This window comes from Streptomyces sp. NPDC002467 (assembly GCF_042889825.1).
GTDB lineage: Bacteria > Actinomycetota > Actinomycetes > Streptomycetales > Streptomycetaceae > Streptomyces.
In genome coordinates this window covers 128,015-151,160 of the sequence record NZ_JBIARJ010000003.1, presented here as the reverse complement: position 1 = coordinate 151,160, position 23,146 = coordinate 128,015, and the positions used below count along the sequence as shown (strand labels likewise).

Below are 23,146 nucleotides of genomic sequence, written 5' to 3'. Positions count from 1 at the left end.
CTAGCCCATGCGCTGCGGACGGGTGGTGGTGCCCCGCGAGCGGTAGACGACGTAGGGGCGGGTCAGGTAGCCGACGGGCGCGGTGAAGGCGTGGACGAGGCGGCTGAAGGGCCACAGGGCGAACAGGGTCAGGGCCAGCAGCGCGTGCACCTGGTAGACGAGGGGCGCCCCGGCCATGGCGGGGACGTCCGGGTCGAGGGCGAGTACGGAGCGGAACCAGACGGAGACGCCCAGGCGGTAGTCGTAGGGGTGCGGGACGAGGGTGGTGGCGGTGGCGGACAGGCCGGCGACCACGACGGCGGTCAGCAGGGGGAAGACGGCGCGGTCGCTGCGGCTGGTCCCGGCCCGCACGGCGGGTACCGTCAGCCGCCGGTGGACCAGCAGCGCCAGGCCGGTCAGGGTGGCCAGCCCGGCGGCTCCTCCGACGAGCAGCGCGTTGGCGTGGTAGAGCGGCTCCTTGATACCCACGCGTTGGGTGAGGGACTCGGGGACGATCAGCCCCACGACGTGTCCGGCGACGACGAACAGCAGCCCGTAGTGGAAGAGCGGGCCGCCGATGCTCAGCAGCCGGTGCTCGTGCATCTGGCTGGAGCGGGTGGTGAAGCCGAAGCGGTCGTAGTGGTAGCGCCAGGCGGTGCCCGCGACGAGTACGACGGCGACGAGGTAGGGCAGCACGCCCCACAGGGCGGTGTGCAGGTGGTTCATCGTCGGCTCTCCTCGGCTTCGGCCGCCCGTGGGCGCACGGTGGGGAAGGGCAGGAGGCCCACGGTCTCGGTGGGCGGGCCGCTGCGCATCAGGTGCAGCGCCGCCGCCCGGTCGGCCGGGGAGGGCCCCGGCAGGGTCAGGCAGACGGCTTCGAGGACGTCGGCGTACGGACTGTGGTGGTCGATCAGGGCCATGCGCAGCAGTTCGAGGGCGGCGCGGTGCTCCTGGAGGGCCGCGCGCCCGGGTCCGGGGCTACGGGCCGCGAATTCCAGGGCCAGCGGCAGGAAGTCGGGCAGCTCGTCGGCGCGTTCCCGCCAGCCGTGCTCGCGGTAGAGCCGGCGCCACCGTACGAGGGCCTCGCCCCGGCGGCGGGTGTCGCCGTCCGTGTAGTACGTGAGGTGCAGGGTGCGGCGGCGGCTGCGGTCGAAGGTGTCGACGTAGCGCGCGGACATCTCCAACTGGGGTACGCCGGCGACGGCCTCGCAGAAGCGGCGCAGCAGCGCGGGCTCCTCCCCCGGCAGGCCGTCGAGGGCGCCCCGGACGAGGTCCAGGCGCTGTTGCCAGTCCTCGTCGGGGTGGGTCAGCAGGAGCGAGGCGGCCTGGTGGAGGGCGGTGGTGCGGCTCACGGCCCCTCCTGACGGGGGAAGAGGCCGGCGGGGGTGCCCTGGCCGTTCCAGTTGAGGAGGTTGACGCGGCCGTGCAGCGGCCCGGGCGGCGCCGCCGCGCCGGCGGATCCGGCTTCGACGAGCGGGGCGTGGAAGGTGTCGGCCGTGTACATGCCGGGACCGCCGTCGCCGTCGAGGCTGCAGCCCCCTCCCCCGTCGACGCGGTCGGGGTCCCGGACGGTGTAGCCGGTGGGGATGACGTAACGGTCTTCGTACTTGGCGATGGCCAGCAGCCGGTACATGGCCTCGATGCCGTCGGCGTCCATGCCGACCGAGCGGGCGATGGCCGGGTCCTGTTCCTCGCCGAGGTTGACGCGGCGCATGTGCGCGCGCATCGCGGCGAGCCGGCACAGCGACGCTTCGACGGGTGCCGGATCGCCGGCCGTGAACAGTTCGGCGAGGTAGCCGACGGGGATCCGCATGGAGTCGATCGCGGCGAAGAGCTTCGCCGGGTCCTCGCCGTCGTGTCCGGTGGTGGTGAGGGACTCCACGATGGGCGACAGCGGGGGGATGTACCAGACCATCGGCATCGTGCGGTACTCCGGGTGCAGCGGCAGCGCCACCTTGTACTCGCTGATGAGGGCGCGCACCGGGGAGCGCTGCGCGGCGGTGATCCAGTCGTGCGGGATGCCGGCCCGTTCGGCGGCCGCCTGCACGGCGGGGTCGTGGGGGTCGAGGAAGCAGCCGAGTTGGGCTTCGTAGAGGTCCTTCTCGTCCGGGGTCGCGGCGGCGGCGCCGACCGCGTCGGCGTCGTAGAGGACCACGCCGAGGTAGCGCAGGCGTCCGACGCAGGTTTCCGAGCAGACGGTGGGCAGGCCCGCCTCGATGCGCGGATAGCAGAGGGTGCACTTCTCGGCCTTGCCGGTGCGGTGGTTGAAGTACACCTTCTTGTACGGGCATCCGGTCACGCACATCCGCCAGCCGCGGCAGCGGTCCTGGTCGACGAGGACGATCCCGTCCTCCATCCGCTTGTACAGGGCTCCCGAGGGGCACACGGCCACGCACGACGGGTTCAGGCAGTGTTCGCAGATCCTCGGCAGGTGGAACATGAACGCCTCCTCGTACTGGAGGCGGACCTGGTCGTTCATCTTCTTCAGGACGGGGTCGCCGGCCAGGTGCTCGGGGCCGCCGCCGAGGTCGTCGTCCCAGTTGGGGCCCCAGGTCACCTGGGTGGGGCGGCCGTCGATGAGGGAGCGGGGCGCGGCGGTGGGCACGTCGTCGCCCAGGGGCGCGCTGATCAGGTTCTCGTAGTCGTACGTCCACGGCTCGTAGTAGTCGGCGAGGGAGGGCAGGCGCGGGTTGGCGAAGAGGGTGGCGAGGCGGCGGGCGCGGCCGCCGCTGCGGGGCACGAGGCGGCCCCGCTTGAGCTGCCAGCCGCCCCGCCACTTCTCCTGGTCCTCGTAGGAGCGGGGGTATCCCTGCCCGGGGCGGGTCTCGACGTTGTTGAACCAGGCGTACTCGCTGCCGGAGCGGTTGGTCCAGGTCTGCTTGCAGGTGACCGAGCAGGTGTGGCAGCCGATGCACTTGTCGAGGTTCATGACCATCGCGACCTGTGCCATCACGCGTCCGATGGTCGCTTCGCTGCGGGACATCAGTAGGTGACCTCCTGGGAGCGACGGCGGATGACGGTGAGTGCGTCGCGCTGGTTGCCGGTGGGGCCGTAGTAGTTGGGGGCGAATGAGAGCTGGGCGTGGCCGCCGATCAGGTGGGTGGGTTTGATCAGCAGGCGGGTGAGGGAGTTGTGGACGCCGCCCCGGCGGCCCGTGGTCTCGGAGACGGGCACGTTCACCACGCGTTCCTGGACGTGGTACATGAACACCGTGCCGGTCGGCATGCGGTGGGAGACGACGGCGCGGGCGACGACGACGCCGTTGGCGTTGACCGCCTCGATCCAGTCGTTGTCCGCGACGCCGATGGCGTCGGCGTCCTCGGTGCCGAGCCAGATGACGGGGCCGCCGCGGGCGAGGGTCTGCATCAGGAGGTTCTCCTGGTACTCGGAGTGGATGGACCACTTCGAGTGCGGGGTGAGGTAGCGGACGGTCACCGACCGGCGGCCGTCGCCCTCCTCGGGGCGGGGCCGGTCGCCGAGGGCGGCGAGGTCCAGCGGGGGCCGGTAGACGGGGAGTTGTTCTCCGTACTCGGCGATCCACTCGTGGTCGAGGTAGAAGTGCTGGCGGCCGGTGAGGGTGTGCCAGGGCTTGAGGTGCTCGGTGTTGATGGTGAAGGGCGCGTAGCGGCGCTCCGGGCCCTCCTTGCCGGACCATTCGAAGCTGGCGCCGACCTGCACGGGGCGGGCCTGGGTGTCGGAGAAGACGATGCGCCGCTCGGCCACCGACGTGGCGAGTTCCTCCAGTCCGGCGGCCGGTCCGCAGCGCAGGCCGAGGAGACGGAACCCCTCCGCGGCGACGCGGCCGTTGGTGGTGCCGGACAGGGCGAGGATCGCCTCGCACAGCTTGACGTCGGAGTCGAGGAGCGGACGTCCCCGGGCGGCTCCCTCGCGGGCGGTGCCGCAGCGTTCGGCGAGCCAGTGCGATTCCTCGGTGGTGTGCACGGTGAGGCCGCGTACCCGCATGCCGTGTTCGTCGGCCATCGGCCCGAAGGCCGCGAGCTGGTCGGCGAGCGCGGTGTAGTCCCGTTTGACCAGGGTGTATTCGGGCCGGGTGGGTCCCTCGGGGGGTGCCTCGCCGGGGGTGTCGTGTTGGAGGGGCGTGGCGACGAGGTCCCAGGCCTCCTCCAGGCGGCCCGCCGCGAGTTCGGAGACCTTCGCGGCGAGGCCCTGGAAGATCTCGAAGTCGGTGCGGGCCTGCCAGGGCGGGTCGATCGCCGGGGAGAAGGCGTGGACGTAGGGGTGCATGTCCGTGCTGGACAGGTCGTGCTTCTCGTACCAGGTCGCCGCCGGCAGGACGAGGTCGGCGAACAGGGTGGTGGAGGTCATGCGGAAGTCGAGTGCGAGCAGCAGGTCGAGCTTGCCGCGGGGGGCCTCGTCGCGCCAGGTCACCTCGCGGGGTCGGTGCTCCTCGGGGGCTTCGGGGGCGGAGGCGTTGTCGTCGGCGCCGAGCAGGTGGCGCAGGAAGTACTCGTTGCCCTTGGCGGAGGAGCCGATGAGGTTGGCCCGCCACACGGTCAGTACGCGGGGCCAGTTCGCGGGGTCGTCGGGGTCCTCGCAGGCGAAGCCGAGCCGGCCGGCGTCGAGCTGCTGCTCCACCCACTGCGCCGGTTCCGCGCCCGATTCGCGTACGCGCCGGCCGAGGTCCAGGGGGTTGGCGGAGAAGGTGGGGGCGGACGGCATCCAGCCGCGGCGCGCCGAGCGGGCCACCAGGTCCGCCGTGTGGGCGCCGGAGAGGGTGCCCCGGGCGGTGGGTGCGGTGAGGGTGTCGGCGGCGAAGCCCTCGTAGCGCCACTGGTCGGTGTGCAGGTACCAGTACGGGGTGCCCGCCATCTGCCGGGAGGGGCGTACCCAGTCGGAGGCGGTGGCGAGTTGCTGCCAGCCGGCGAAGGGGCGGACCTTCTCCTGGCCGACGTAGTGGGCCCAGCCGCCTCCGTTGACGCCCTGGCAGCCGGTGAGCAGCAGGAGGGAGAGGAAGGAGCGGTAGATGGTGTCGGAGTGGAACCAGTGGTTGGTGCCGGCGCCCATGACGATCATGCAGCGGCCCCGCGTCTGCTCGGCGGTCCGCGCGAATTCGCGGGCCGCGCGCAGCACCGCGCTCGCCGACACCGAGGTGACGGCCTCCTGCCAGGCGGGGGTGCAGGGGACGGAGGCGTCCTCGTAGGAGGTCGGCCACTGTCCGTCCAGCCCGGGGCGGGAGACCCCGTACTGGGCGAGCATCAGGTCGAACACCGTCGTCACCAGGCGGTTGCCGATCCGCTGGGTGGGGACCCCGCGCACGAGGGTCGCCCCGGTCTCGTCGAAGCGCGGAAGCACCACCTGCGCGCTGCGGCCGCCCGCGCCTTCGTACAGGCTCAGGCGCGGCTCGACGACGCCGAGGTCGAGGTTCCAGCGGCCCTCGCCGGATTTGGACCAGCGGTCGCCGAGCGTTCCGTTCGGCACCACCGGCGCTCCGGTGAGGTCGTCCAGCAGGACGGGCATCCAGCGGCGTGTCGCCTCGTCCTGCGCGTCATGGGGCAGGCGCAGGTCTGCGGCGGTCACGAAGCCGCCCGGTACGTGTCGTCCGGGCTCGCGCTCCTCCAGCTCGACGAGGAACGGCAGGTCGGTGAAGCGCCGTACGTAGTCGGTGAAGTACGGGACCTGCCGGTCGACGAAGCACTCCTTGAGGATGACGTGGCCCATGGCCATGGCCATGGCCCCGTCGGTGCCGGGATGCGGATGGAGCCACTCGTCGGCGAACTTGGTGGCGTCCGCGTAGTCCGGGGAGACGACCACGACCTTCTGGCCGCGGTAGCGGGCCTCCGTCATCCAGTGGGCGTCGGGGGTGCGGGTGACGGGGACGTTGGAGCCCCACAGCATCAGGTAGGCGGCGTCCCACCAGTCGCCGGATTCGGGGACGTCGGTCTGGTCGCCGAAGACCTGCGGGGAGGCGATGGGCAGGTCGGCGTACCAGTCGTAGAAGGTGATCATCGGCGCGCCGAGGAGGGCGTGGAAGCGGGCGCCGACCGCGTGCGAGGCCATGGACATGGCGGGGATGGGCGAAAAGCCGGCGATGCGGTCGGGGCCGTGCTCCCGCAGGGTGTGCACGTGGGCGGCGGCCGCGATCTCCAGGGCCTCCTGCCAGCCGATGCGGACCAGGCCGCCCTTGCCTCGGGCCTTCTGGTAGCTGCGCCGCTTGTCGGGGTCGGTGGTGATCTCCGCCCAGGCGGCGACCGGGTCCCCGCCCAGGCGCTGCTTCGCCTCGCGGTACATCTCCACGAGCACTCCGCGGGCGTGCGGGTGGCGGACGCGGGTGGGCGAGTAGGTGTACCAGGAGAAGGAGGCCCCGCGCGGACAGCCCCGGGGCTCGTACTCGGGGCGGTCGGGGCCGGTGGAGGGGTAGTCGGTGGCCTGTGTCTCCCAGGTGATCAGGCCGTCCTTCACGTACACCTGCCAGGAGCATGAGCCGGTGCAGTTGACCCCGTGGGTGGAGCGCACCACCTTGTCGTGCGCCCAGCGTTCCCGGTACGGGGTGTCGTTGACGCCCTGGTCGGTGCGGAACACGGCCCGGTCGTCCGCCGTCCGGGGTGCCTTGCCGAGCAGGCGCCCGGCTTGCAGCAGCCGGTCCGTGATCGCGTCGGCCGCGTGTTCCGCGGTTGCCCTGGCCTTGCCGCGCTTCACCTGGTGGCCCCTTCCGGAGGCTGCCCAGCCGGCGCCCGGGAGGGGGCCGGCCGACCCGTGGGTGGGTCGGGGCCCAGGCTGCCGCGCGGGGCCCGCGCAGCTTCCATCACGCTCCGGGGTTGAATGTATCCAGAACGTAACTTGGCCTGCTCTTGAGGCGGGCTCAGCCGTGCAGGCGGGCTGCGAGGAAGGCGAGGATCTCGTCGCGGGCCCGAATCGTGGGGTGGCCCGCCTCGTCGACGAGATGTGCGGTGACGACGCTGTGCGGGGTGCCGACGACGTCGGCGAAGAAGGGCGGCGGGGCCGGGTTGGCGGCGCCGTCGGGCAGGACCCTCCCGTCGAAGGCGTCGCCGAGCAGGGCGCGGTAGGCGGCGAAACGCTGCCCCGTGCACCAGCGGTCGCCCTCGAAGCGGTGGGCGAGGACGGTGAGCCCGTCGCGGTGCAGCCGGTCGCGCACCGCGCGGGCGTCCGCCTCGTCGAGTTCGAGACCGCCCGGGTCGTCGAGCGGCAGCGACGGGTGGTTGACCACCGGCGCGATCACCGCGGGCTCCAGGGCCATGGTGAGGGCGAAGTTCCCGGTGAAGCACAGGCCGATCGCGCCCACTCCCGGCCCCCCGCACTCGGTGTGGGCCAGGCGCGCCAGGCCTCGCAGCCAGAGCGTCACCGGGCTGGTTCCGCCACCGGCGAAGGCGCGGAACTCCGCGCTGACACAGGCCCTGCGGACGACCTCCCGGCCGCCGTCGACCGTGGGGAAGGCGCCGTCGGTGCCGAACAGGGAAGGCACGTGGACGGTGAAGCCCGCGTCGCGCACCCAGCGTGCGAGCCTCAGCACGTCGGGGCTGATGCCCGGCATCTCGGGCAGCACCACGACCGCCGGCCCGTCGCCGGCCACGTACACCGTTTTCTCCACCCCCTCCACGGTCACGCTGCGGGGGCACAAGTCGGTGATCGGATCGTCGTCGCTCATGGGGTCAGCCTGGCCCCGGGACCGGGCGGCGGGTGAGGGGCGGGATCGCCGGAGACGGGGGTAATCTCGCCACGCGCGAGGACGGCGGGCGACACCGGGGGGCTGGGGCGATGGCGGAGGAAGCGGCTCGGCAGGGGGAGGACGCCGGGTGGCCGGGCGAGGACGGACCGGACGGCAGGTGGCCGGGCCACGGGCCGGGCGCCGGGCCCGGCGGACCTGGCGGCAGGCCGGGCGGCGGCTACGGGCCCGGCGGACCGGGCGGCTGCGGGCCGGGCGGGCCGGAGGCGCTGCGGGTCGGGGTCCTGGCGTATCCGGGCTGCTTCGCTTCCGAAGTGTTCGGCGTCCCCGACCTGTTGACGATGGCCGGGCACGTGGCCGGCCCGGACGCGCCCGGCTACCGGGTGTCGGTGCTCTCGCCCCGCCGCCGGGTCACCGCCTCCGGCGGGGCGGCGCTGGACGTGCGTCCCTTGCGCGAGGTCGACGTCCTCGTGGTGCCCGGCTTCGAACCGGACCCCGGCGGGGACCTCGGCGCCCGCCTCTCCCGCCTCTCCCCCGAGATCGCGGCGGTCCGGGCGCAGGCCGCCGCCGGAACCGCCGTCGTCTCCCTCTGCGTCGGCGCGTTCCTGCTCGCCGAGGCGGGGCTCCTCGACGGGCGCCGGGCGACCACCTCCTGGCTGTACGCCGATGAACTGGCCAGGCGTTGCCCGGGGGCCGACGTACGGCCCGAGCACCTGGTCGTCACCGACTCGGGGGTGACGACCACGGCCGCCTTCAGCGCCATGTACGACTTCGCGCTGGACCTGATCCGCCGGCACGACGGGGCGCGGGTGGCCCGGACCACCGCCCGGGTCGCACTGGTCGACGACGCGCGGGCCTCACAGACCCCGTACGTCGATCCGCGCCTGCTCCCGCAGCCCGGCCGGGAGTTCTCCCAGCGGGTCATGCGGCGGCTCGATCAGAACCTCGCCGAGCCCTACGACCTCGCCGCGCTCGCGGAGGCGTTCCGGGTCAGCACCCGCACGCTGCTGCGCCGCTTCGCGGAGGAGACCGGGAGCAGCCCGCTGGCGCATCTGCAGGCCGCCCGGGTCCGCCGGGCCCGCCACCTCCTGGAGACCACCGACCGCACCGTCGCCGCGGTCGCCGCGGCCGTCGGCTACCGCGACCCGGGGACGTTCGCCGCCCTCTTCGCCCGCCACACGGGCCTCCGTCCGAGCGCCCATCGGGCCGCCTTCCGCCGCGCGGACCGGCCCGCTCCGGGGCTCACGGGCGTACGGGCCTGAGGAACGGCGGCGGTGTGCCCGCCGGCGTCGCCACGACGCCGATCGCGGTCAGGGCCGGACGTACCGGCGGATGCGGTAGCGCGGGCCGGCGGTCGAGGACTGCCAGCCCGTGTCCTCGGCGGTCTTCCAGGCCGCGTCCAGTTCCGGGGCGTAGGTGTCGCCGTCGACCGCGGTGTCGACCTCCGTCACCGAAAGCTCCGTGGCGTACGGCAGGGCGGCACGGTAGATCTCGCCGCCCCCCATCACCCAGGCCGTCGCCGCGCCGGCGATGTCGAGGGCCTCGGCGATGGAGCCGGCACGGTCGGCGCCTTCGGCCGCCCACTGCGGATCGCGGGTCACCACGATGTTGCGCCTGCCGGGCAGCGGACGGAAGCGCGGGGGGAGCGAGTCCCAGGTCTTGCGCCCCATGACCACGGGATGGCCGAGGGTGGTCGCCTTGAAGTGCGCCATGTCCTCGGGCAGCCGCCACGGGATCGTGTTGTCCGCGCCGATCACGCCGTCGAGGGTCTGCGCCCAGATCAGTCCGGTGTTCACACGGCCACCGGGGCCTTGATCGCGGGGTGGTGCCGGTAGTCCAGTACCTCGACGTCCTCGTAGGCGTACTCGAACAGCGAGTCGGCCTTGTGCAGCTTCAGCTCGGGGAAGGCGTACGGCTCGCGCGAGAGCTGCTCCGTCACCTGCGCGACGTGGTTGTCGTAGATGTGGCAGTCGCCGCCGGTCCAGATGAAGTCGCCCGGTTCGAGCCCGGCCTGCTGCGCCACCATGTGGGTGAGCAGGGCGTAGCTGGCGATGTTGAAGGGGACGCCGAGGAACAGGTCGGCGCTGCGCTGGTAGAGCTGGCAGGAGAGCTTGCCGTCGGCGACGTAGAACTGGAACAGGGCGTGGCAGGGGGCGAGTGCCATCCGGTCCAGCTCGGCGACGTTCCAGGCGGAGACGATCATCCGGCGGGAGTCGGGGTCGCGGCGCAGGGTGTCCAGGATCTGGCCGATCTGGTCGACGTGGCTGCCGTCGGGGGTGGGCCAGGAGCGCCACTGCACGCCGTAGACCGGACCGAGGTCGCCCTTCTCGTCGGCCCATTCGTCCCAGATGCTGACGCCGTGCTCCTGGAGCCAGCCGACGTTGGAGTCACCGCGCAGGAACCACAGCAGTTCGTACACGACGGACTTGAGGTGCACCTTCTTCGTGGTGACCAACGGGAAGCCCTGGGACAGGTCGTAGCGGAGCTGGTGTCCGAAAACGCTCCGGGTACCGGTGCCGGTCCGGTCGGCCTTCGCCGTCCCGGAGGTGAGCACCATTCTCAACAGGTCTTCGTACTGCGTATCCGCCATGACCAGCGAGTCTACTGCCACCCGCGGAGCGCTTTGACGCGGGAGCGCGGGGCGGAGGGGCGACGAAGATGCGAAGGAGACGCCCCGGAGACGGCGCTCCACCTGCCATGCGATGACGGCCGCGGCGCGGGAATGGAAAGAGTTTTCCGTGAACATCTATCGAATGGTCGTTCGCTGGGCATGCTGCGTGTAATCTCCCGCCCCCGCTCGACGCTCCGTCTCAGCGTTCCGCCCGGGCGGGCCTTCCGTTCTCAGCCTTCGGGAGGTAACACGCCATGCAGGAACTCCCCACTCCGCCGTCGGCACCCCGCCGCCGCGATCTCCTCGCGGGTCTCGGCCTGGCCGCCGCCGCCCCACTCGTCCTCGGTGTCACCCCGGGCGCCGCCCTCCGCGACCGGCCCTTGCCCCGGCCCGCTCCGGGCGGCGGGACGGTCCTGCTCCGCGGGGCCTCCCTGGTGCTCACCATGGACCCCGCCATCGGCACCGGCCCCCTCGGTGCCCTCGCGAACGCCGACGTCCTGATGCGGAACGGCGCCATCGCCGCCGTCGGCACGGCACTGGGCACACCGCCCGGCGCCTGGGTGCTCGACGCCTCGGGCAAGCTCGTCATGCCAGGGTTCGTCGACACCCACAACCACCTCTGGCAGGCCGTGATCCGGGGCGGGTGCACCGACAAGGACCTGTTCGGCTGGTTCCAGCGATGTACCGACCCCCAGCGGGGCCGGCTGACACCCGCGGCCCTGCACAGCTTCGTACGGCTCGCCGCCCTCGACGCCGTCCAGTCGGGGGTTACGACGCTGGTGGACTGGGTGGACATCTTCTCGTACGACCTCATCGAGAGCTACGTACGGGCCCTGGCCGACACCGGGCTGCGGTTCACGTACGCGATGTACCCGCCGGCGCCCGACGGGGTGCTGGTCGGGAGGGTGAAGAAGGAACTCGTCGATCCTGTGCCGCTCGGTTCCTTCCAGGTGGCGACCCATGCGGCGCGGGCGGCACAGGACGACAACCGCGCCCACTGGGAGGTCGCCCAGGAGCTCGGGGTGATGCTCAACTCCCATGTCCTGGAACGCCCCGAGCAGCGCGCCGACGACCCCATCGGGGTCCTGACCGACATCGGGGCGATGGGGCCCCGGCTCATGATCAACCACGCGATCCACCTGACGGACGCCGAGATCGCCGCCATCGCCGAACACGACGTACGCGCGGCCCACTGCCCGCTCAGCAACATGCGGCTGGCCTCCGGCATCATGCGGCTGGGCGAGCTCGGGCGGCGGGGCGTGAAGGTCGGGCTCGGCCTCGACGGAGGCACGAACGACAGCTCCGACTTCCACGCGCTGATGAAGACGGCGATCGGCCTGCAACGGGCCCGTGCGACCGAGGTCGATGTCTTCCCGCAGGTCGACGACGTGTTGCGGATGGCCACGCTGGGGGGCGCCGAGGTCCTCGGCCTCGCCGACCGGGTGGGCTCCCTGACCCCCGGGAAGCGGGCCGACGTGGTGGTCGTCAACCCGGCGGCGTTGAACTTCGCGCCGCGCTTCGACTGGGTCGGCCAGATCGTCTTCAACGGGCGGCCCGAGAACATCGACGCCGTGTTCGTGGACGGGCGGGCGCTGAAGCTCGGCGGCCGCCTGGTCGACGTCGACCCGGACCGCGTCGTACGGGAGGCGGAGGCGGCCGCCACCCGCCTCCGCGCGGCCGGCTAGACGGCCCGGGGCCTCATCGGGTCCGCGAGGGGTCGGCTCAGGTCCGTGGTGCGATCGCTTCGAGGTCGTCGATCGTGCCGGACATGATGACCCGGACGTGCTCGGTGATGTGCTCCACGGGCCAGTCCCACCAGGCGAGGGCGAGCAGACGGGCGATCTCGTCGTCGCCGTAGCGGGTGCGGATGAGTCCGGCCGGGTTGCCGCCGACGATGCCGTAGTCGGGGACGTCGTCCACGACTACGGCGCCGGAGGCGATGATCGCGCCGTGCCCGATGCGGACTCCGGGCATGACCATGGTGTGGTGGCCGAACCAGACGTCGTTGCCGATGACGGTGTCACCCCTGTTGGGCAGGTCACCGAGCAAGTCGAAGTGCTCGGCCCAGGAGCCGCCCATGATGGGGAAGGGGAAGGTGGAGGGGCCGTCCATGCGGTGGTTGGCGCCGTTCATGATGAACCGCACTCCGGTGCCCAGCGCGCAGAACTTCCCGATGACCAGTTGTTCGGGTCCGTAGTGGTGGAGGACGTTGCGGGTCTCGAACGCGGTCGGGTCGTCGGGGTCGTCGTAGTAGGAGTACTCCCCGATCTTGATCAACGGTGAAGTCACCAGCGGCTTGAGCAGGACCACGCGCGGCTGGTCGGGAATCGGGTGAAGCACCGTCGGATCCGCGGGAAGGCGGTTCATGGCAGTCGCTTTCGGTACGGCATCGGTGGCGAACTCCACCATTGTGCTCGGTCAGCAGCCGCCGCAGTTGTAGAAGGTCACGTCCCAGTGGCTGCCCTCGTCGGCGTAGACGTTGCCGGCGCCGGACTTCCACTGGGGAGCTCCGTCGCCGCGCAGCCCGATGTAGGCGAACGTGTTCTTGATGTAGGAGCCGACGCAGGCGTACTTGGCGAGGTCGAGCTTGTAGCCGTTCCAGTGCGAGTACGTGCCGCTCGCGTGCCCGGTCTCGGTGCCCCCGGTGATGTTCAGTGCGCAGCCGCTGGCGCTCTTGAGGGTCTGCGCGCCTTGCGCCGTGGCGAGGTTGAGCTGCTCGAAGGAGGTGCAGCTCGCGTTGTTGCGGTCGGAACAGCCACCCGACGAGGACCAGGTGATGCCGGAGTTCCGGAACATCGAAGTCGCCGTCGCGTGGCTGATCTTGGTGGCGGCGTGGGCGTCCGTGGCCCCGCCGAGGATGCCGATGCCGGGGGTGAAGAGCACACCGGATAAGAGGACCAGTGCGCTGAGGACCGTGCGGATCTTCATCGGGGGTTTCCTCCTGCTGGTGACCGTGAGGGGTGGAGCAGGAAGATGGTGCCCCAGCTATCCGCACGCCCACCAGAGGGCCTCGGCTACTCGGCGGCCAGCGCGGCCAGCCGCTGCGCGAACGGCACCACCTCGAAGCCGTGTGCCGGATGCACCGAGGTGATCGCGCCCGTGAGGGAACGCGGTGCGATGGCGGCGGTGGTGTCGACGTCGGGCACCGCCTGCGGAGCGTCGTCCCGCGCGGCGGGTGCCATGAAGCGCGCCAGCTCCGCGCCCGCCCGGCCCATCCGCTGCGCGAGCCCTTCGTCGCCCCAGTCCTCCGAGGCCGCGTACACGGCGGTCGGCAGGACGAGCGCGCGCAGGTACGTGAACAGCGGTCGCAGGGCGTGCTCGGTGACCAGTGAGTGCCGTGCGGTTCCGCCGGTCGCGCCGACGAGGACCGGCTTGCCGGTGAGGGCGTCCTTGTCGATCAGGTCGAAGAACGACTTGAACAGGCCGCTGTACGAGGCCGCGAAGACCGGCGTCACGGCGATCAGGCCGTCCGCGGCCGCCACCGCGTCGAGCGCGGCGGCGAGCCGGGCGGGCGGGAACCCGGTGGTGAAGTGCTGGGCGATCTCCGTCGCCAGGTCCCGCAGTTCGATCACTTCGGTTCCGGCGTCCACGTGGCGCAGCGTCTCGGCCGCGAGGCGGTCGGCGAGCAGCCGGGTCGAGGAGGGCGAGCTCAATCCGGCCGATACGACGACGAGCTTCATGCGCGCGTCCCCTCCTTCGGGGTCTCCTGGGCGTGGGCCGCCCGCTCGACGCGGGCCGCGTGGGTCGGGGCGTCCGGTACGCCTGCCGGGCGGAGACTGGCGAACTCCTTGCGGAGGACCGGTACGACCTCCTCGCCGAGCAGGTCGAGCTGTTCCAGGACGGTCTTGAGGGGCAGGCCCGCGTGGTCCATCAGGAACAGCTGGCGCTGGTAGTCGCCGGCGTAGTCCCGGAAGGACAGGGTCCGCTCGATGACCTGCTGCGGCGAACCGACGGTCAGCGGGGTCTGGGAGGTGAATTCCTCGAGGGAGGGGCCGTGGCCGTACACGGGTGCGTTGTCGAAGTACGGGCGGAACTCGCGGACGGCGTCCTGGGAGTTCTTCCGCATGAACACCTGGCCGCCGAGGCCGACGATGGCCTGCTCGGGGGTGCCGTGGCCGTAGTGGGCGTAGCGCTCCCGGTACAGGTTCACCATCTGCTCGGTGTGGGAGGCGGGCCAGAAGATGTTGTTGTGGAAGAAGCCGTCGCCGTAGTACGCGGCCTGTTCGGCGATCTCCGGCGAGCGGATGGAGCCGTGCCAGACGAAGGGCGCGACGCCGTCCAGCGGGCGCGGGGTCGAGGTGAAGGACTGCAGCGGGGTGCGGAACTTGCCCTTCCAGGTGACGACGTCCTCGTCCCACAGACGGCGCAGCAGGGCGTAGTTCTCGATGGCGAGGTCTATGCCGTCGCGGATGTCCTTGCCGAACCAGGGGTACACCGGGCCGGTGTTGCCGCGGCCCATCATCACGTCGACACGGCCGTCCGCGACGTGCTGGAGCATCGCGAAGTCCTCGGCGATCTTCACCGGGTCGTTCGTGGTGATCAGCGTCGTCGACGTGGAGAGGACCAGGTTCTCGGTGCGCGCGGCGATGTAGCCGAGCATCGTCGTCGGCGAGGAGGGGACGAACGGCGGGTTGTGGTGCTCACCGGTGGCGAAGACGTCGAGGCCGACCTCCTCGGCCTTCTGCGCGATGGCGAGCATCGCCTTGATCCGCTCGTGCTCGCTCGGCGCGCGTCCCGTCGTCGGATCGGGCGTGACGTCACCGACGGTGAAGATCCCGAACTGCATGGCTCCCCTTCCCGAGGTTGTTGAGGATTCAACTATACCCCGGAACGAAGGGTGCTCCCGAGGTATTCCCGCAGCCCACGTGCGAGTGGGTGACGACGCCGCTCTCCCGCGGCCACCGCTCCGCTCCACCACGAACCGTCCCTCCCGCGGTCCGTCCGCCCTGGACGCGACGGAGCCCCGCCGGAGACTCCGGCGGGGCTCGTCGGGCAAGGGAACGGCGCGCGGCCCGCAGGCCGCACCCCGTCCGGGCGTCCTACCGGCCGCCCACGTCGTTCGCGGCGGCTTCGATCAGGTCGACCACCGGGCCCGGCTGTGAGGCAAGGGACGCGTGGGACGCGTCCAGCTCGATCGTCTTGCGGGGGTTCATCCGCTCGGCCATCCTGCGCTCGTTGTCCGGATGGATCATGCGGTCCCCGGTGGACACCTGATACCAGGAGGGCTTCTTGCGCCAGGCCGGGGCGGTGACGGCGTCGCCGAAGGTCGAGCCGAGCGGCGCCTTCTGCGTCACGGCCATGACCAGGGCCTCATCGGGCGTCAGGTCCTGCGCGAAGCTCTCGCGGAAGAGCTCGGGCTTGATCCACAGGTAGCCGTCCGAATCGGGCGCGATGTTCGGGAACGCCTGCGGGGGCATCTCCTCACTGAGCCCTCCCGGGCTCTCGCCCGCGTCGGGCGCGAACGCCGCGATGTAGACCAGGGCCTCCACGTTCGGCAGGTCGCCCGCCTCGGTGATCACCGCGCCGCCGTACGAGTGCCCTACGAGCACGACGGGGCCGCTGATCTGGCGGATCATCTTGCGGGTTCGTTCGGCGTCGTCCGCCAGGGAGGTCAGCGGATTCTCGACGGCGTGCAGATCGTGGAAGCCGCGGCGGTGGAGTTCGGTGATGACCTTGGACCAGTGGGCGGCGCCGCCCCAGAATCCGTGGACGAGGACGATGGCGGGCTTGTCGGCCATGAGGGGCCTTCCTGCGTGCGGGGGCTTTGTCACACTGCGTCGCCCACGCTAGGCAGGCCCCGTGGAGCCCGCCACCGGACGACTCGCACGCGGTGCGGGGTCACCCCTCCGGCCCGCTCCCCCGCCCCGCGGCATCCCGTCCGGCGGCGGAGCGGGCCGGAGACTCCCTAGGCCACCAGGGCTTCCAAGGCGGGGACCGTCTGCGCCGGGGTCGGCAGGGCCTCGTTCTCCGCGCGGAGGCTCGCGGCGGCCCCGCGCAGTGCCGGATCCGTGACGAGACGGGTGAGGAGGGAGGTGTCGACGTCCTCGGAGGCGGAGCGCAGGGCGGCGCCGGTCGCGGTGAGGGCGTCGGCGTTGGCGAAGTGGTCGGCGCCCTGGGGAAGCAGCAGCTGGGGCAGGCCGGCCTGCAGCGCGGTGAGCATGGTGCCGGAGCCGCCGTGGTGGATCAGCGCGTCGGAGACGGTCAGCAGCTCGGCGAGCGGCACCCAGGGCAGCGGGCGGACGTTGTCGGGCAGCGTGCCGAGCGGGGCGAGGTCGACGTCCCCGACGGCGAGCAGGAACTCGGCGTCCACCGAGGCCGCGGCCTCGGTCAGGCGGGTGATGGCCCGAACGCCGTCCATCTCGGTGAGCACGGTGCCCAGCGTGACGACGACGCGCGGGCGGGAGCCGCGTCCCAGCAGCTCGGCGGGGATGGTGCCGCCGCCGTTGTAGGGGATGTAGCGCATCCGCAGTCCGCTCGGGTCGCCGCCGAGCGAGGTGGGCACGATGTTGAGCGGCAGGGGTTCGGCGGGACCCGCCACGCCGTACGTCTCGTACGCCTCGGTGAAGTTGTCGGCGAACCGGCGGACCATGTCGAGGCCGGGGGTGGGGCCGAAGTTCTGGAGCACGGACGGGATCTTGAGCTTGGCCGCGACCAGCGGGGCCGACGCCTGGAACGAGTCGTAGACGAGCATGTCGGCGCCCCAGCTGCCGGCGATCTCCAGGAGGTGGTCCACGGTGGAGCGGGACACGCGGGCGAAGACGCGGGCGGCCATGTCGAGGATCTGATCCGTCGTCTTGTCGCGGTTCACGTAACTTATTTCGTCACTGGACTGCTCGAACACCTCACGGATGGTGCGGCCGTCGCCGATCTCGACGAGCGGGAATCCGGCCTCGCGGAGCCGGTCCAGCGGCCGGGCGCTCGCGAACAGCACCTCGTGCCCGGCGGCACGCAGGGCTTGCGCGGTCGGGATCATCGGGAAGAGGTGGCCGGCCGCGGCCGGTCCGGTGAAGAGTATGCGCACGGTTTCTCCTTGCGAAAGGCCTGCCGGTCAAGGGGCGGGGCGCCCGGGGGCGCCTCGATCCCTTTGGGTGAACTGACGTGCGGACAGGCTTCGTTCCCGCGAGGAGGGTCGAAAATCGGACGTTCTGTCGCGACGTCCGGTCGCGTAACGCCCCTCCCCCTCCCCCTCCCTCCCCCTCGCATTCGACAGGAAGGTGCGCATTCCATGCCCCCGCCCCAGCCCGCCGGTCCCCGGCCGTCGCTCCTCGGCGTCTTCGCCCACCCTGACGACGAGTCCCTCTTGGCGGGCGGCGTACTAGCGCAGCACGCCGCCTCGGGCGCGGCGACGGCGGTGGTCACCGCCACCTGGTCCGCCGACAGCCACCGGGCCCCCGAACTCGCCGACGCGCTCGCCGCTCTGGGCGCCGGTGAGCCGCGACTGCTCGGCTTCGCCGACGCCCGCGTCCCCGATTCCGCTCCCGGCCGGCCACGGCTGTGCGACGCCCCGATCGAGGAGGTGGTGGGGCTGATCGTCGGGCACATCCGCGCCGTACGACCGCGGATCGTGGTGACCCACGACGCGTATGGGCAGCTCACAGGGCATCCCGATCACGTACGCACCCACCAGGCGACCGTACTGGCCTTCCATGCGGCCGGGCTCGAACTCTTCCGCCCGCAGACCGGCGAGCCGTGGCAGCCCGAGGCCCTGTACGCGGCCACACATCCGCACTCGGGCGTCGGCGAGCTCGCCGCACTGCTCGAACGCGTCGGGAAGACGGTGTTGAGCGTGCCGGACGAGCACGTCACCGCGACGATCGACCTGACCGGCGACCCCCTGGAGCGGAAGTGGGCCGCGATCCTGGCCCACCGCAGCGAAGCCGCCCGGGAGCGCGCCCTTCCCGGCATCCTCGCCCGACTGCCCGCGCGGGCAAGGGAGTCGGTCATCGCCACGGAGCACTTCACCCGCCTGGGCACCGGGCGCGGGCCGGGCGGAAGGCTGCGGGAACTGGCCGTATGACGAGGGCAGTCAGTCCGTGACGATCCGGGGCCGGGGCGGCACGCCAGTCGCCTCGCCCCTCAGCCCGCCTCGTCGGCGGTCAGGCGGCCGTCGAAGGCTCCGCCTGCGTCGACGCGGCGGCGTGGGCGGCTTCCTCGGCCGTGTAGGAGGAGGTGAAGGTGAACGCCCGCGGGGTCGGTCCGTGGGTCTGGAGGTCCGCCAGTCGCTCCAGTGCTTCGCCGACGGTCGGGAGGTGGCCGGCGGGGACCCACCAGAGCACCAGGTGGGCCTCGACGTGTCGTTCGAACCATTCACGGCGTCGCCGCATCGCCTCCAGGTGCCCGCTGCGGTAGGCGAAGTCCCACAGGGCCTCCTGGTTCTCCCACACCGAGAGGTTGACGATCACGTCGTCCCCCGCCGGGCGCAGGCCGGTGGCGTCGGCCTCCCCCTCCTCCACCAGCCGCCACACGAAGCCGGGCGCGCCGTCGGCGGCGGCGTTGACCGGGTCGAGCAGTTCGACGAACGGGGTGATGCGCGGGTCGTCCAGGGGGTGGCGGAGAGCGGCGACGTTGAGCTGGGCGAGGTGGGTGGCGGCATGCGCGGATGGGGTCATGGCCCCATCCCAGCACGACGGCAGTTTCTATGTCAATGATCGTTGTTTTTAGAAGCCTCCACCACCACGCAGCACTCCCCCGGCCTGGCGTCCATGCGGGCACTGACGGGACCGTCGACGCCGAGCAGCCCCTCCAGCAGGGCGAGGTTCATGCCGCAGACGAGCGGCGGGAAGCGTTCGGCGACGACATGGAAGGGGCAGTTGCGCATCCGGACGGCGGGGCCGGCCGGCCCGGTCGGCCCTTCCGCGCCCGGAGCGCCACCCGAGCCCTCGGCGCCTTCCAGGTACGGTTCGTAGCCCCGCGCGGCCAGTACCTCCATGGCCTCCGCGAGTCCCGTACAGGGTTCCGCCGAGCCGCGCAGGGCCTCGCCCCGGCGGCGCGCGGCCGCGCAGAGACCGGCGTCCAGTCCGGCCTGCTCCGCGGTCTCCGCGAGCAGTTCGGCGGCGGTGCGGTAGTCGCGGGCGGGCAGCGACACCGACCGCTCGGTGCGCACCCGCGTGTACACCTTGGCGGGACGACCCGCTCCCGGACCCGAGCGGCCCGTCAGGCGGCGGCTGCCGCTTTCCAGCAGGCCGACTTCCGTCAGCTTGTCCAGATGGTGCGCGGCGAGCGTCCGCGCCACCCCGGCCGCCTCGGCGGCCTCGTTGCGGCCGACCTCGCGACCCTGCGCGGCCACGTATTCGTACAGGCGGCGCCGCACCGGATCCTGCAACGCCGCGATCACATCGATGTCCTCCATCCGACCATTCTAGGAACAACGCAGGTTGGAGATAGAAAGCGCAAAAGCGCCGGTCGGGCACGACGCACGCGCCCGACCGGCGGGGGTGGGTCAGCTCCAGAATCCGTGGTGCACCTCGCGGGCTTCCGCGAGGTCGACGGGGCCGGTGACGGGCAGGGGGCGCTGGCCGGCGGCGAAGACCTCGCGGCAGGGCAGGGCCATGGTGGGGTTCTCGTCGTTGGCGCCGGTCATGGCGAGGAGTTCGTCCTCGCCGAGGGCGTAGACCACCCCGCCGATGTTGCCCCAGTAGATGGCGCCGGAGCACATCGCGCAGGGCTCGGTGCTGGTGTAGAGGGTGCAGGTGCGCAGGAACGCGGCGTCGTACTTCGCGGTGGCGAGGCGCACGAGGTTGGTCTCGGCGTGGCCGGTGGCGTCGCGGTCGGTGGTGACGGTGTTCTGGGCCTCGATCAGGATCTCGCCGTCAGGGCCAGTGAGCAGCGCGCCGAAGGGGTGGTTGCCGGCCTCACGGGAGCGGCGGGCGACGGCGACCGCGGTGCGGAGCAGCTCGATGTCGGCGTCGGTCGCGGCGGGGGTGGAGGCGGGGTTGGTGGTCATGCCGGGATCTCCTTGGTGGGGTGGATGGTCGGGGTGGCGTGCGTGGTGTCGCCGGTGTCGGGCGTCGCCGGTCGGCGGCGCGTGCGGGTGAGTACGTACTGGGTGAGGCCGGCCGCCGCGAAGGCGACGGCCGCGGCGCAGGAGCCGAGGGCCGGGTGGTCCTCGGCGATCGGTCCGACGTAGACGCCGGGCTGACTCATGAACGGGACGGCCGCGGCCAGTCCGAGCAGCCAGGACGCGAAGCCGGCGCCGAAGCGCCGAACGGCGACGTGGTCGTCGTGGCGGCCGAGGAAGCGGTGGACGAGCATCACCGCGAGCCAGGGGGCGATCCAGTTGCCGAGGAGGATGAGGAAGTTCTCGAAGGACTTCCAGTAGTCGCCGTGGCCCGCGGCCCAGCCGATGGCGCCACCGATCGCCCCGACGACGAGGACGGCGCGCGGCCCGAAGGTGGACATGACGCCGATGGCGGCGGCGACGACGGCGCTGCCCAGGGCGATGGCGAGCAGGGCCTGGCTCCAGCCGAGCCCGAAGGCGGCCGTGGCGAGCATGCCGCTGGAGAGGCTGGAGAACTGGACGTTGGAACTGAACCAGAGTGTGAACGAGGAGCCCGGTCCGCCGCTGCGCCCGTCCTCCGGTATCGGTTCGACACCGGAGGTCTCGACGGCGGTCGCGGCGCGCAGGGAGTCTTTGATCTTCCGCGCGAGGGTGGTGCTGTGCCGAGCCATGCCAAGCCTCCTTCCGTCATTCGTAGGAATCAGGGAAAGCCGAGTGCTGCAGCAACGGCAGTACACACCTGTTGGGCGGCACATCGTCACCGTCCGTGCGGGGAAGCCGTGGCCGGAATCCGCCGGGGTTTCGTACGATCGTCGGATAACCGGATGTACGGAGACCGCGATAGGTGAAGGGGTGCGTACGTGAGTACGTGAGTACGTGCCGCATACGAGAGGAAGGCCCACCGTGCGGGTGAGGGATCTGCTGGACATGCCGGAGCTCCGGCTCACCGCGCTCGACGACGGTGGCGCGGCCGGCCTGGACCGCGAGCTGCGCTGGGTCTACACCACCGACCTGCTGGAGCCCGCCGACTTCCTCGCCGGCGGCGAGCTCGTCCTGACCAGCGAGGGCTGGTACCGCACCCCGGCCGACTGCGAGACCTTCGCCGCCGCCCTGGCCGAAGGCGCTGCCGCCGCGCTCGTCGCGGGCGACATCCTGCTCGGCGAGGTACCTCCCGCCCTCGTCGACGCCTGCCGCCGCCACGGCATCCCCATCCTCGCCGTGCCCGCCGACATCAGCTACAGCGCGTTGTCCCGCACGGTCATCGACCGCATCAACCGCGAGCGCGGCCGGGTGCTCGCCGACGTCCTCGGCCACCACCGCCGCCTGGTCACCGCCCTCGTCGACGGCGCGGACCTCGGCGGCCTCGTGGCCATGCTCTCCACCGAACTCGGCACTCCCTGCTGGGCCCTGTCAACGGCGGGCCGCCTCCTCGCCGGCCCGGGCGAAGAACTCTCCGCCGCCGTCCGCGGTCGACTCGCCGCCCACGCCCTGCGCGCCGAGCGCCTCCCCGCCACGGAGGAGGGACACACCCTGCTCCCGATCGGCCGCCGCAGCGCCGGAGGCGGGCTCCTCGTCATCCGCGGCACCCCCGACGACACGGGCACCGCCGCGCAGACCGCCGAGCTCCTCGCGCTGGGCGGCGCCCGCCGGGACGAACGCCGCCGCACGGAGCAGCGGTTCCACGCCCAGCTCGTCGAGCTCCTCGACCAGCAGGCCCCGCCCACTGCCGTCTCCGCCCGCCTGCGCACCGCCGGCCTGGCCACGGACCGGCCGCTCGTCGCCGTCACCGCTCTCACCCGGGGCGCGCTGCGTTCCTGGGACCTCGCCGCGGACCTGGTCGAAAGCACCCTCGACGAGGACCCCGACATCCGCGCGGTCGTCGCCGGCGGCGAGGCCGGACCGACCGTCCTGGCCTCACTCGGCACCCGGCTCGACGAGGGCGCCCTCGCGACCCGGCTCGGCGAACGCCTCGCGCAGTTCGAGCCCGCCGCCGACGGCGGGCGCATCGCATTCGGCCTAGGCACGTGTTCCGACCCGGCCGGGCTCGGCCGGGCCCTGGAGGAGTCCCGGCACGCCGCACGCCTGGCCGCGCTCCGCCCCCAGCGGCTGGCCCTGGTCACCGCCCGTGAACTCGACTCCCACCTGCTGCTCCTGGCAGGCGTGCCCGGCGACGTCCGGGCCGCCTACCGGCAACGCCTCCTCGGCCCCCTCCACGCCTACGACGCGGAACACGGCGCGGAGTTGACGCGCACCCTCGGCGTCTTCCTGGAGGCCAACGGAGCCTGGCGCGCGGCCGCGGAGGCCCTCCACGTGCACGTCAGCACGCTCCACTACCGCATCGGCCGCATCCAACACCTCACCGGCCGCGACCTGTCCACCGCCCGCGACCGCGTCGACCTCTACCTCGCCTGCGCCATCGGCGACGACTGAGCGGCGGCGCGCGGCGAGGCTATTCCTTCAGCGGTTCCAGGACCACGGTGCCGGGCAGCGCCGCGGCGATGTCGTGGGCGTAGACCCCGGGCCGGACCCAGACGTACCAGTTTCCGGCGGCGACGATGGTGTGCCGGTACGCGCGGCGCCCCACCGCGATCGAATCGCCGATCTCGTCCCTGCTGAAACGGGCCGTGCTCAGCACCGAGATTTCGTTCGTGACGGTCGTGCCGCGGTGCTGTACCTCGCAGGTGGCGTTCGACCCGTACGAGTACTCGTTGCGCACGGTCACCTTGCAGTCGAAGCCGCCCTTCGCCAGGGCGGCGACCACGTCGTCGACCGATCCGTACTCGGGGCCGGTGGGCACCTCGCTCGGCATCGGCGTGAGCGGCTTGCGACCGTCCTCCCGGAGGCCCAGGGCACCGCAGCCGCTCACCGTCAGGACCAGAGCCAGCAGCAGCGGCATGGACGTGCGTGTGCGCATGGC

Annotated in this window: 22 protein-coding genes; 4 read left to right on the top strand and 18 right to left on the bottom strand. The window is 72.2% G+C overall.

What is annotated here, in order from left to right:
• From narI to ACFYYJ_RS07065, 5 genes are all read right to left on the bottom strand, one after another.
• On the bottom strand, positions 1-705 hold the full coding sequence (narI, locus tag ACFYYJ_RS07085; protein ID WP_389129388.1) for a respiratory nitrate reductase subunit gamma: 705 nt from the start codon (positions 703-705) through the stop codon (positions 1-3).
• On the bottom strand, positions 702-1,331 hold the full coding sequence (narJ, locus tag ACFYYJ_RS07080; RefSeq protein ID WP_389129386.1) for a nitrate reductase molybdenum cofactor assembly chaperone: 630 nt from the start codon (positions 1,329-1,331) through the stop codon (positions 702-704). The genes narI and narJ overlap by 4 nt, the downstream gene beginning before the upstream one ends.
• On the bottom strand, positions 1,328-2,962 hold the full coding sequence (narH, locus tag ACFYYJ_RS07075; protein ID WP_385363452.1) for a nitrate reductase subunit beta: 1,635 nt from the start codon (positions 2,960-2,962) through the stop codon (positions 1,328-1,330). The genes narJ and narH overlap by 4 nt, the downstream gene beginning before the upstream one ends.
• On the bottom strand, positions 2,962-6,636 hold the full coding sequence (locus ACFYYJ_RS07070; RefSeq protein ID WP_389129382.1) for a nitrate reductase subunit alpha: 3,675 nt from the start codon (positions 6,634-6,636) through the stop codon (positions 2,962-2,964). The genes narH and ACFYYJ_RS07070 overlap by 1 nt, the downstream gene beginning before the upstream one ends.
• A 163-nt stretch (positions 6,637-6,799) precedes the next feature.
• Positions 6,800-7,603, bottom strand: coding sequence for a dienelactone hydrolase family protein (locus tag ACFYYJ_RS07065; protein ID WP_385131917.1), 804 nt, complete (start codon positions 7,601-7,603; stop codon positions 6,800-6,802).
• A 110-nt stretch (positions 7,604-7,713) separates the two neighbouring features.
• On the opposite strand from ACFYYJ_RS07065, the gene ACFYYJ_RS07060 reads away from it, so the two are divergent.
• Positions 7,714-8,883, top strand: a complete 1,170-nt coding sequence (locus tag ACFYYJ_RS07060; RefSeq protein ID WP_389129378.1) for a GlxA family transcriptional regulator — start codon at positions 7,714-7,716, stop codon at positions 8,881-8,883.
• Positions 8,884-8,931: 48 nt separating this feature from the next.
• Here ACFYYJ_RS07060 and ACFYYJ_RS07055 read toward each other — a convergent pair whose 3' ends face one another.
• Together ACFYYJ_RS07055 and ACFYYJ_RS07050 are read right to left on the bottom strand one after the other, a co-directional pair.
• Entirely contained in the window at positions 8,932-9,417 is a 486-nt protein-coding gene (locus ACFYYJ_RS07055) for a dihydrofolate reductase (protein WP_389129375.1), read from the bottom strand.
• Positions 9,414-10,211, bottom strand: a complete 798-nt coding sequence (locus ACFYYJ_RS07050; protein ID WP_389129373.1) for a thymidylate synthase — start codon at positions 10,209-10,211, stop codon at positions 9,414-9,416. The genes ACFYYJ_RS07055 and ACFYYJ_RS07050 overlap by 4 nt, the downstream gene beginning before the upstream one ends.
• Positions 10,212-10,486: 275 nt before the next feature.
• On the opposite strand from ACFYYJ_RS07050, the gene ACFYYJ_RS07045 reads away from it, so the two are divergent.
• On the top strand, positions 10,487-11,917 hold the full coding sequence (locus ACFYYJ_RS07045) for an amidohydrolase family protein (RefSeq protein WP_385363458.1): 1,431 nt from the start codon (positions 10,487-10,489) through the stop codon (positions 11,915-11,917).
• A 37-nt stretch (positions 11,918-11,954) separates the two neighbouring features.
• Here ACFYYJ_RS07045 and ACFYYJ_RS07040 read toward each other — a convergent pair whose 3' ends face one another.
• The 6 genes from ACFYYJ_RS07040 to ACFYYJ_RS07015 all read right to left on the bottom strand — a co-directional run bounded on the left by ACFYYJ_RS07040 (position 11,955) and on the right by ACFYYJ_RS07015 (position 17,253).
• On the bottom strand, positions 11,955-12,599 hold the full coding sequence (locus ACFYYJ_RS07040; protein ID WP_385363460.1) for a CatB-related O-acetyltransferase: 645 nt from the start codon (positions 12,597-12,599) through the stop codon (positions 11,955-11,957).
• 51 nt (positions 12,600-12,650) lie between these two features.
• Positions 12,651-13,160 carry a hypothetical protein gene (locus ACFYYJ_RS07035; RefSeq protein ID WP_385131932.1) on the bottom strand — a complete coding sequence of 170 codons (510 nt, stop codon included), beginning with the start codon at positions 13,158-13,160 and terminating at the stop codon, positions 12,651-12,653.
• A gap of 86 nt (positions 13,161-13,246) precedes the next feature.
• Positions 13,247-13,912, bottom strand: a complete 666-nt coding sequence (locus ACFYYJ_RS07030) for a CE1759 family FMN reductase (protein WP_385363461.1) — start codon at positions 13,910-13,912, stop codon at positions 13,247-13,249.
• Positions 13,909-15,018 carry an LLM class flavin-dependent oxidoreductase gene (locus ACFYYJ_RS07025; protein WP_385131936.1) on the bottom strand — a complete coding sequence of 370 codons (1,110 nt, stop codon included), beginning with the start codon at positions 15,016-15,018 and terminating at the stop codon, positions 13,909-13,911. The genes ACFYYJ_RS07030 and ACFYYJ_RS07025 overlap by 4 nt, the downstream gene beginning before the upstream one ends.
• A 253-nt stretch (positions 15,019-15,271) precedes the next feature.
• Positions 15,272-15,970 carry an alpha/beta hydrolase gene (locus tag ACFYYJ_RS07020; protein WP_389129369.1) on the bottom strand — a complete coding sequence of 233 codons (699 nt, stop codon included), beginning with the start codon at positions 15,968-15,970 and terminating at the stop codon, positions 15,272-15,274.
• 167 nt (positions 15,971-16,137) lie between these two features.
• A complete protein-coding gene (locus ACFYYJ_RS07015) occupies positions 16,138-17,253 on the bottom strand; it encodes a nucleotide disphospho-sugar-binding domain-containing protein (RefSeq protein WP_385131942.1) in 1,116 nt (371 codons plus the stop codon).
• Positions 17,254-17,457: 204 nt separating this feature from the next.
• Here ACFYYJ_RS07015 and ACFYYJ_RS07010 point away from each other — a divergent pair, with 204 nt between their 5' ends.
• Positions 17,458-18,249 carry a PIG-L deacetylase family protein gene (locus ACFYYJ_RS07010; RefSeq protein WP_389129365.1) on the top strand — a complete coding sequence of 264 codons (792 nt, stop codon included), beginning with the start codon at positions 17,458-17,460 and terminating at the stop codon, positions 18,247-18,249.
• A gap of 79 nt (positions 18,250-18,328) precedes the next feature.
• Here ACFYYJ_RS07010 and ACFYYJ_RS07005 read toward each other — a convergent pair whose 3' ends face one another.
• The 4 genes from ACFYYJ_RS07005 to ACFYYJ_RS06990 all read right to left on the bottom strand — a co-directional run bounded on the left by ACFYYJ_RS07005 (position 18,329) and on the right by ACFYYJ_RS06990 (position 20,900).
• Positions 18,329-18,841, bottom strand: coding sequence for a DUF3291 domain-containing protein (locus tag ACFYYJ_RS07005; RefSeq protein WP_389129363.1), 513 nt, complete (start codon positions 18,839-18,841; stop codon positions 18,329-18,331).
• A 32-nt stretch (positions 18,842-18,873) separates the two neighbouring features.
• Positions 18,874-19,581: a helix-turn-helix transcriptional regulator gene (locus ACFYYJ_RS07000; RefSeq protein ID WP_389129361.1), complete on the bottom strand. Its 708-nt coding sequence runs from the start codon at positions 19,579-19,581 to the stop codon at positions 18,874-18,876.
• Positions 19,582-19,671: 90 nt separating this feature from the next.
• Positions 19,672-20,175 (bottom strand): nucleoside deaminase, encoded by a 504-nt coding sequence (locus tag ACFYYJ_RS06995; protein WP_389129359.1) that lies wholly within the window; start codon positions 20,173-20,175, stop codon positions 19,672-19,674.
• Positions 20,172-20,900: a cytosine permease gene (locus ACFYYJ_RS06990; protein WP_389129357.1), complete on the bottom strand. Its 729-nt coding sequence runs from the start codon at positions 20,898-20,900 to the stop codon at positions 20,172-20,174. Before ACFYYJ_RS06990 ends, ACFYYJ_RS06995 begins: the two co-directional genes overlap by 4 nt.
• Positions 20,901-21,132: 232 nt before the next feature.
• Here ACFYYJ_RS06990 and ACFYYJ_RS06985 point away from each other — a divergent pair, with 232 nt between their 5' ends.
• Complete coding sequence (locus tag ACFYYJ_RS06985) at positions 21,133-22,659, top strand: PucR family transcriptional regulator (protein WP_389129354.1); 1,527 nt, start codon at positions 21,133-21,135, stop codon at positions 22,657-22,659.
• A gap of 19 nt (positions 22,660-22,678) precedes the next feature.
• Here ACFYYJ_RS06985 and ACFYYJ_RS06980 read toward each other — a convergent pair whose 3' ends face one another.
• Positions 22,679-23,143, bottom strand: coding sequence for a hypothetical protein (locus ACFYYJ_RS06980; RefSeq protein WP_389129352.1), 465 nt, complete (start codon positions 23,141-23,143; stop codon positions 22,679-22,681).
• Positions 23,144-23,146: the final 3 nt, after the last annotated feature.

Excerpts from the sequence above, each read along its gene's own strand:
- ACFYYJ_RS07025 (WP_385131936.1), bottom strand. The coding sequence starts at position 15,018 with ATGCAGTTCGGGATCTTCACCGTCGGTGACGTCACGCCCGATCCGACG.
- ACFYYJ_RS07050 (WP_389129373.1), bottom strand. The coding sequence starts at position 10,211 with ATGGCGGATACGCAGTACGAAGACCTGTTGAGAATGGTGCTCACCTCC.
- ACFYYJ_RS07020 (WP_389129369.1), bottom strand. The coding sequence starts at position 15,970 with ATGGCCGACAAGCCCGCCATCGTCCTCGTCCACGGATTCTGGGGCGGC.
- ACFYYJ_RS07065 (WP_385131917.1), bottom strand. The coding sequence starts at position 7,603 with ATGAGCGACGACGATCCGATCACCGACTTGTGCCCCCGCAGCGTGACC.
- ACFYYJ_RS06980 (WP_389129352.1), bottom strand. The coding sequence starts at position 23,143 with ATGCGCACACGCACGTCCATGCCGCTGCTGCTGGCTCTGGTCCTGACG.
- ACFYYJ_RS07005 (WP_389129363.1), bottom strand. The coding sequence starts at position 18,841 with ATGACCCCATCCGCGCATGCCGCCACCCACCTCGCCCAGCTCAACGTC.
- ACFYYJ_RS07030 (WP_385363461.1), bottom strand. The coding sequence starts at position 13,912 with ATGAAGCTCGTCGTCGTATCGGCCGGATTGAGCTCGCCCTCCTCGACC.
- ACFYYJ_RS07040 (WP_385363460.1), bottom strand. The coding sequence starts at position 12,599 with ATGAACCGCCTTCCCGCGGATCCGACGGTGCTTCACCCGATTCCCGAC.
- narI (WP_389129388.1), bottom strand. The coding sequence starts at position 705 with ATGAACCACCTGCACACCGCCCTGTGGGGCGTGCTGCCCTACCTCGTC.
- narH (WP_385363452.1), bottom strand. The coding sequence starts at position 2,962 with ATGTCCCGCAGCGAAGCGACCATCGGACGCGTGATGGCACAGGTCGCG.
- ACFYYJ_RS07035 (WP_385131932.1), bottom strand. The coding sequence starts at position 13,160 with ATGAAGATCCGCACGGTCCTCAGCGCACTGGTCCTCTTATCCGGTGTG.
- ACFYYJ_RS07045 (WP_385363458.1), top strand. The coding sequence starts at position 10,487 with ATGCAGGAACTCCCCACTCCGCCGTCGGCACCCCGCCGCCGCGATCTC.
- ACFYYJ_RS07060 (WP_389129378.1), top strand. The coding sequence starts at position 7,714 with ATGGCGGAGGAAGCGGCTCGGCAGGGGGAGGACGCCGGGTGGCCGGGC.
- ACFYYJ_RS07000 (WP_389129361.1), bottom strand. The coding sequence starts at position 19,581 with ATGGAGGACATCGATGTGATCGCGGCGTTGCAGGATCCGGTGCGGCGC.
- ACFYYJ_RS06995 (WP_389129359.1), bottom strand. The coding sequence starts at position 20,175 with ATGACCACCAACCCCGCCTCCACCCCCGCCGCGACCGACGCCGACATC.
- ACFYYJ_RS07010 (WP_389129365.1), top strand. The coding sequence starts at position 17,458 with ATGCCCCCGCCCCAGCCCGCCGGTCCCCGGCCGTCGCTCCTCGGCGTC.
- ACFYYJ_RS06990 (WP_389129357.1), bottom strand. The coding sequence starts at position 20,900 with ATGGCTCGGCACAGCACCACCCTCGCGCGGAAGATCAAAGACTCCCTG.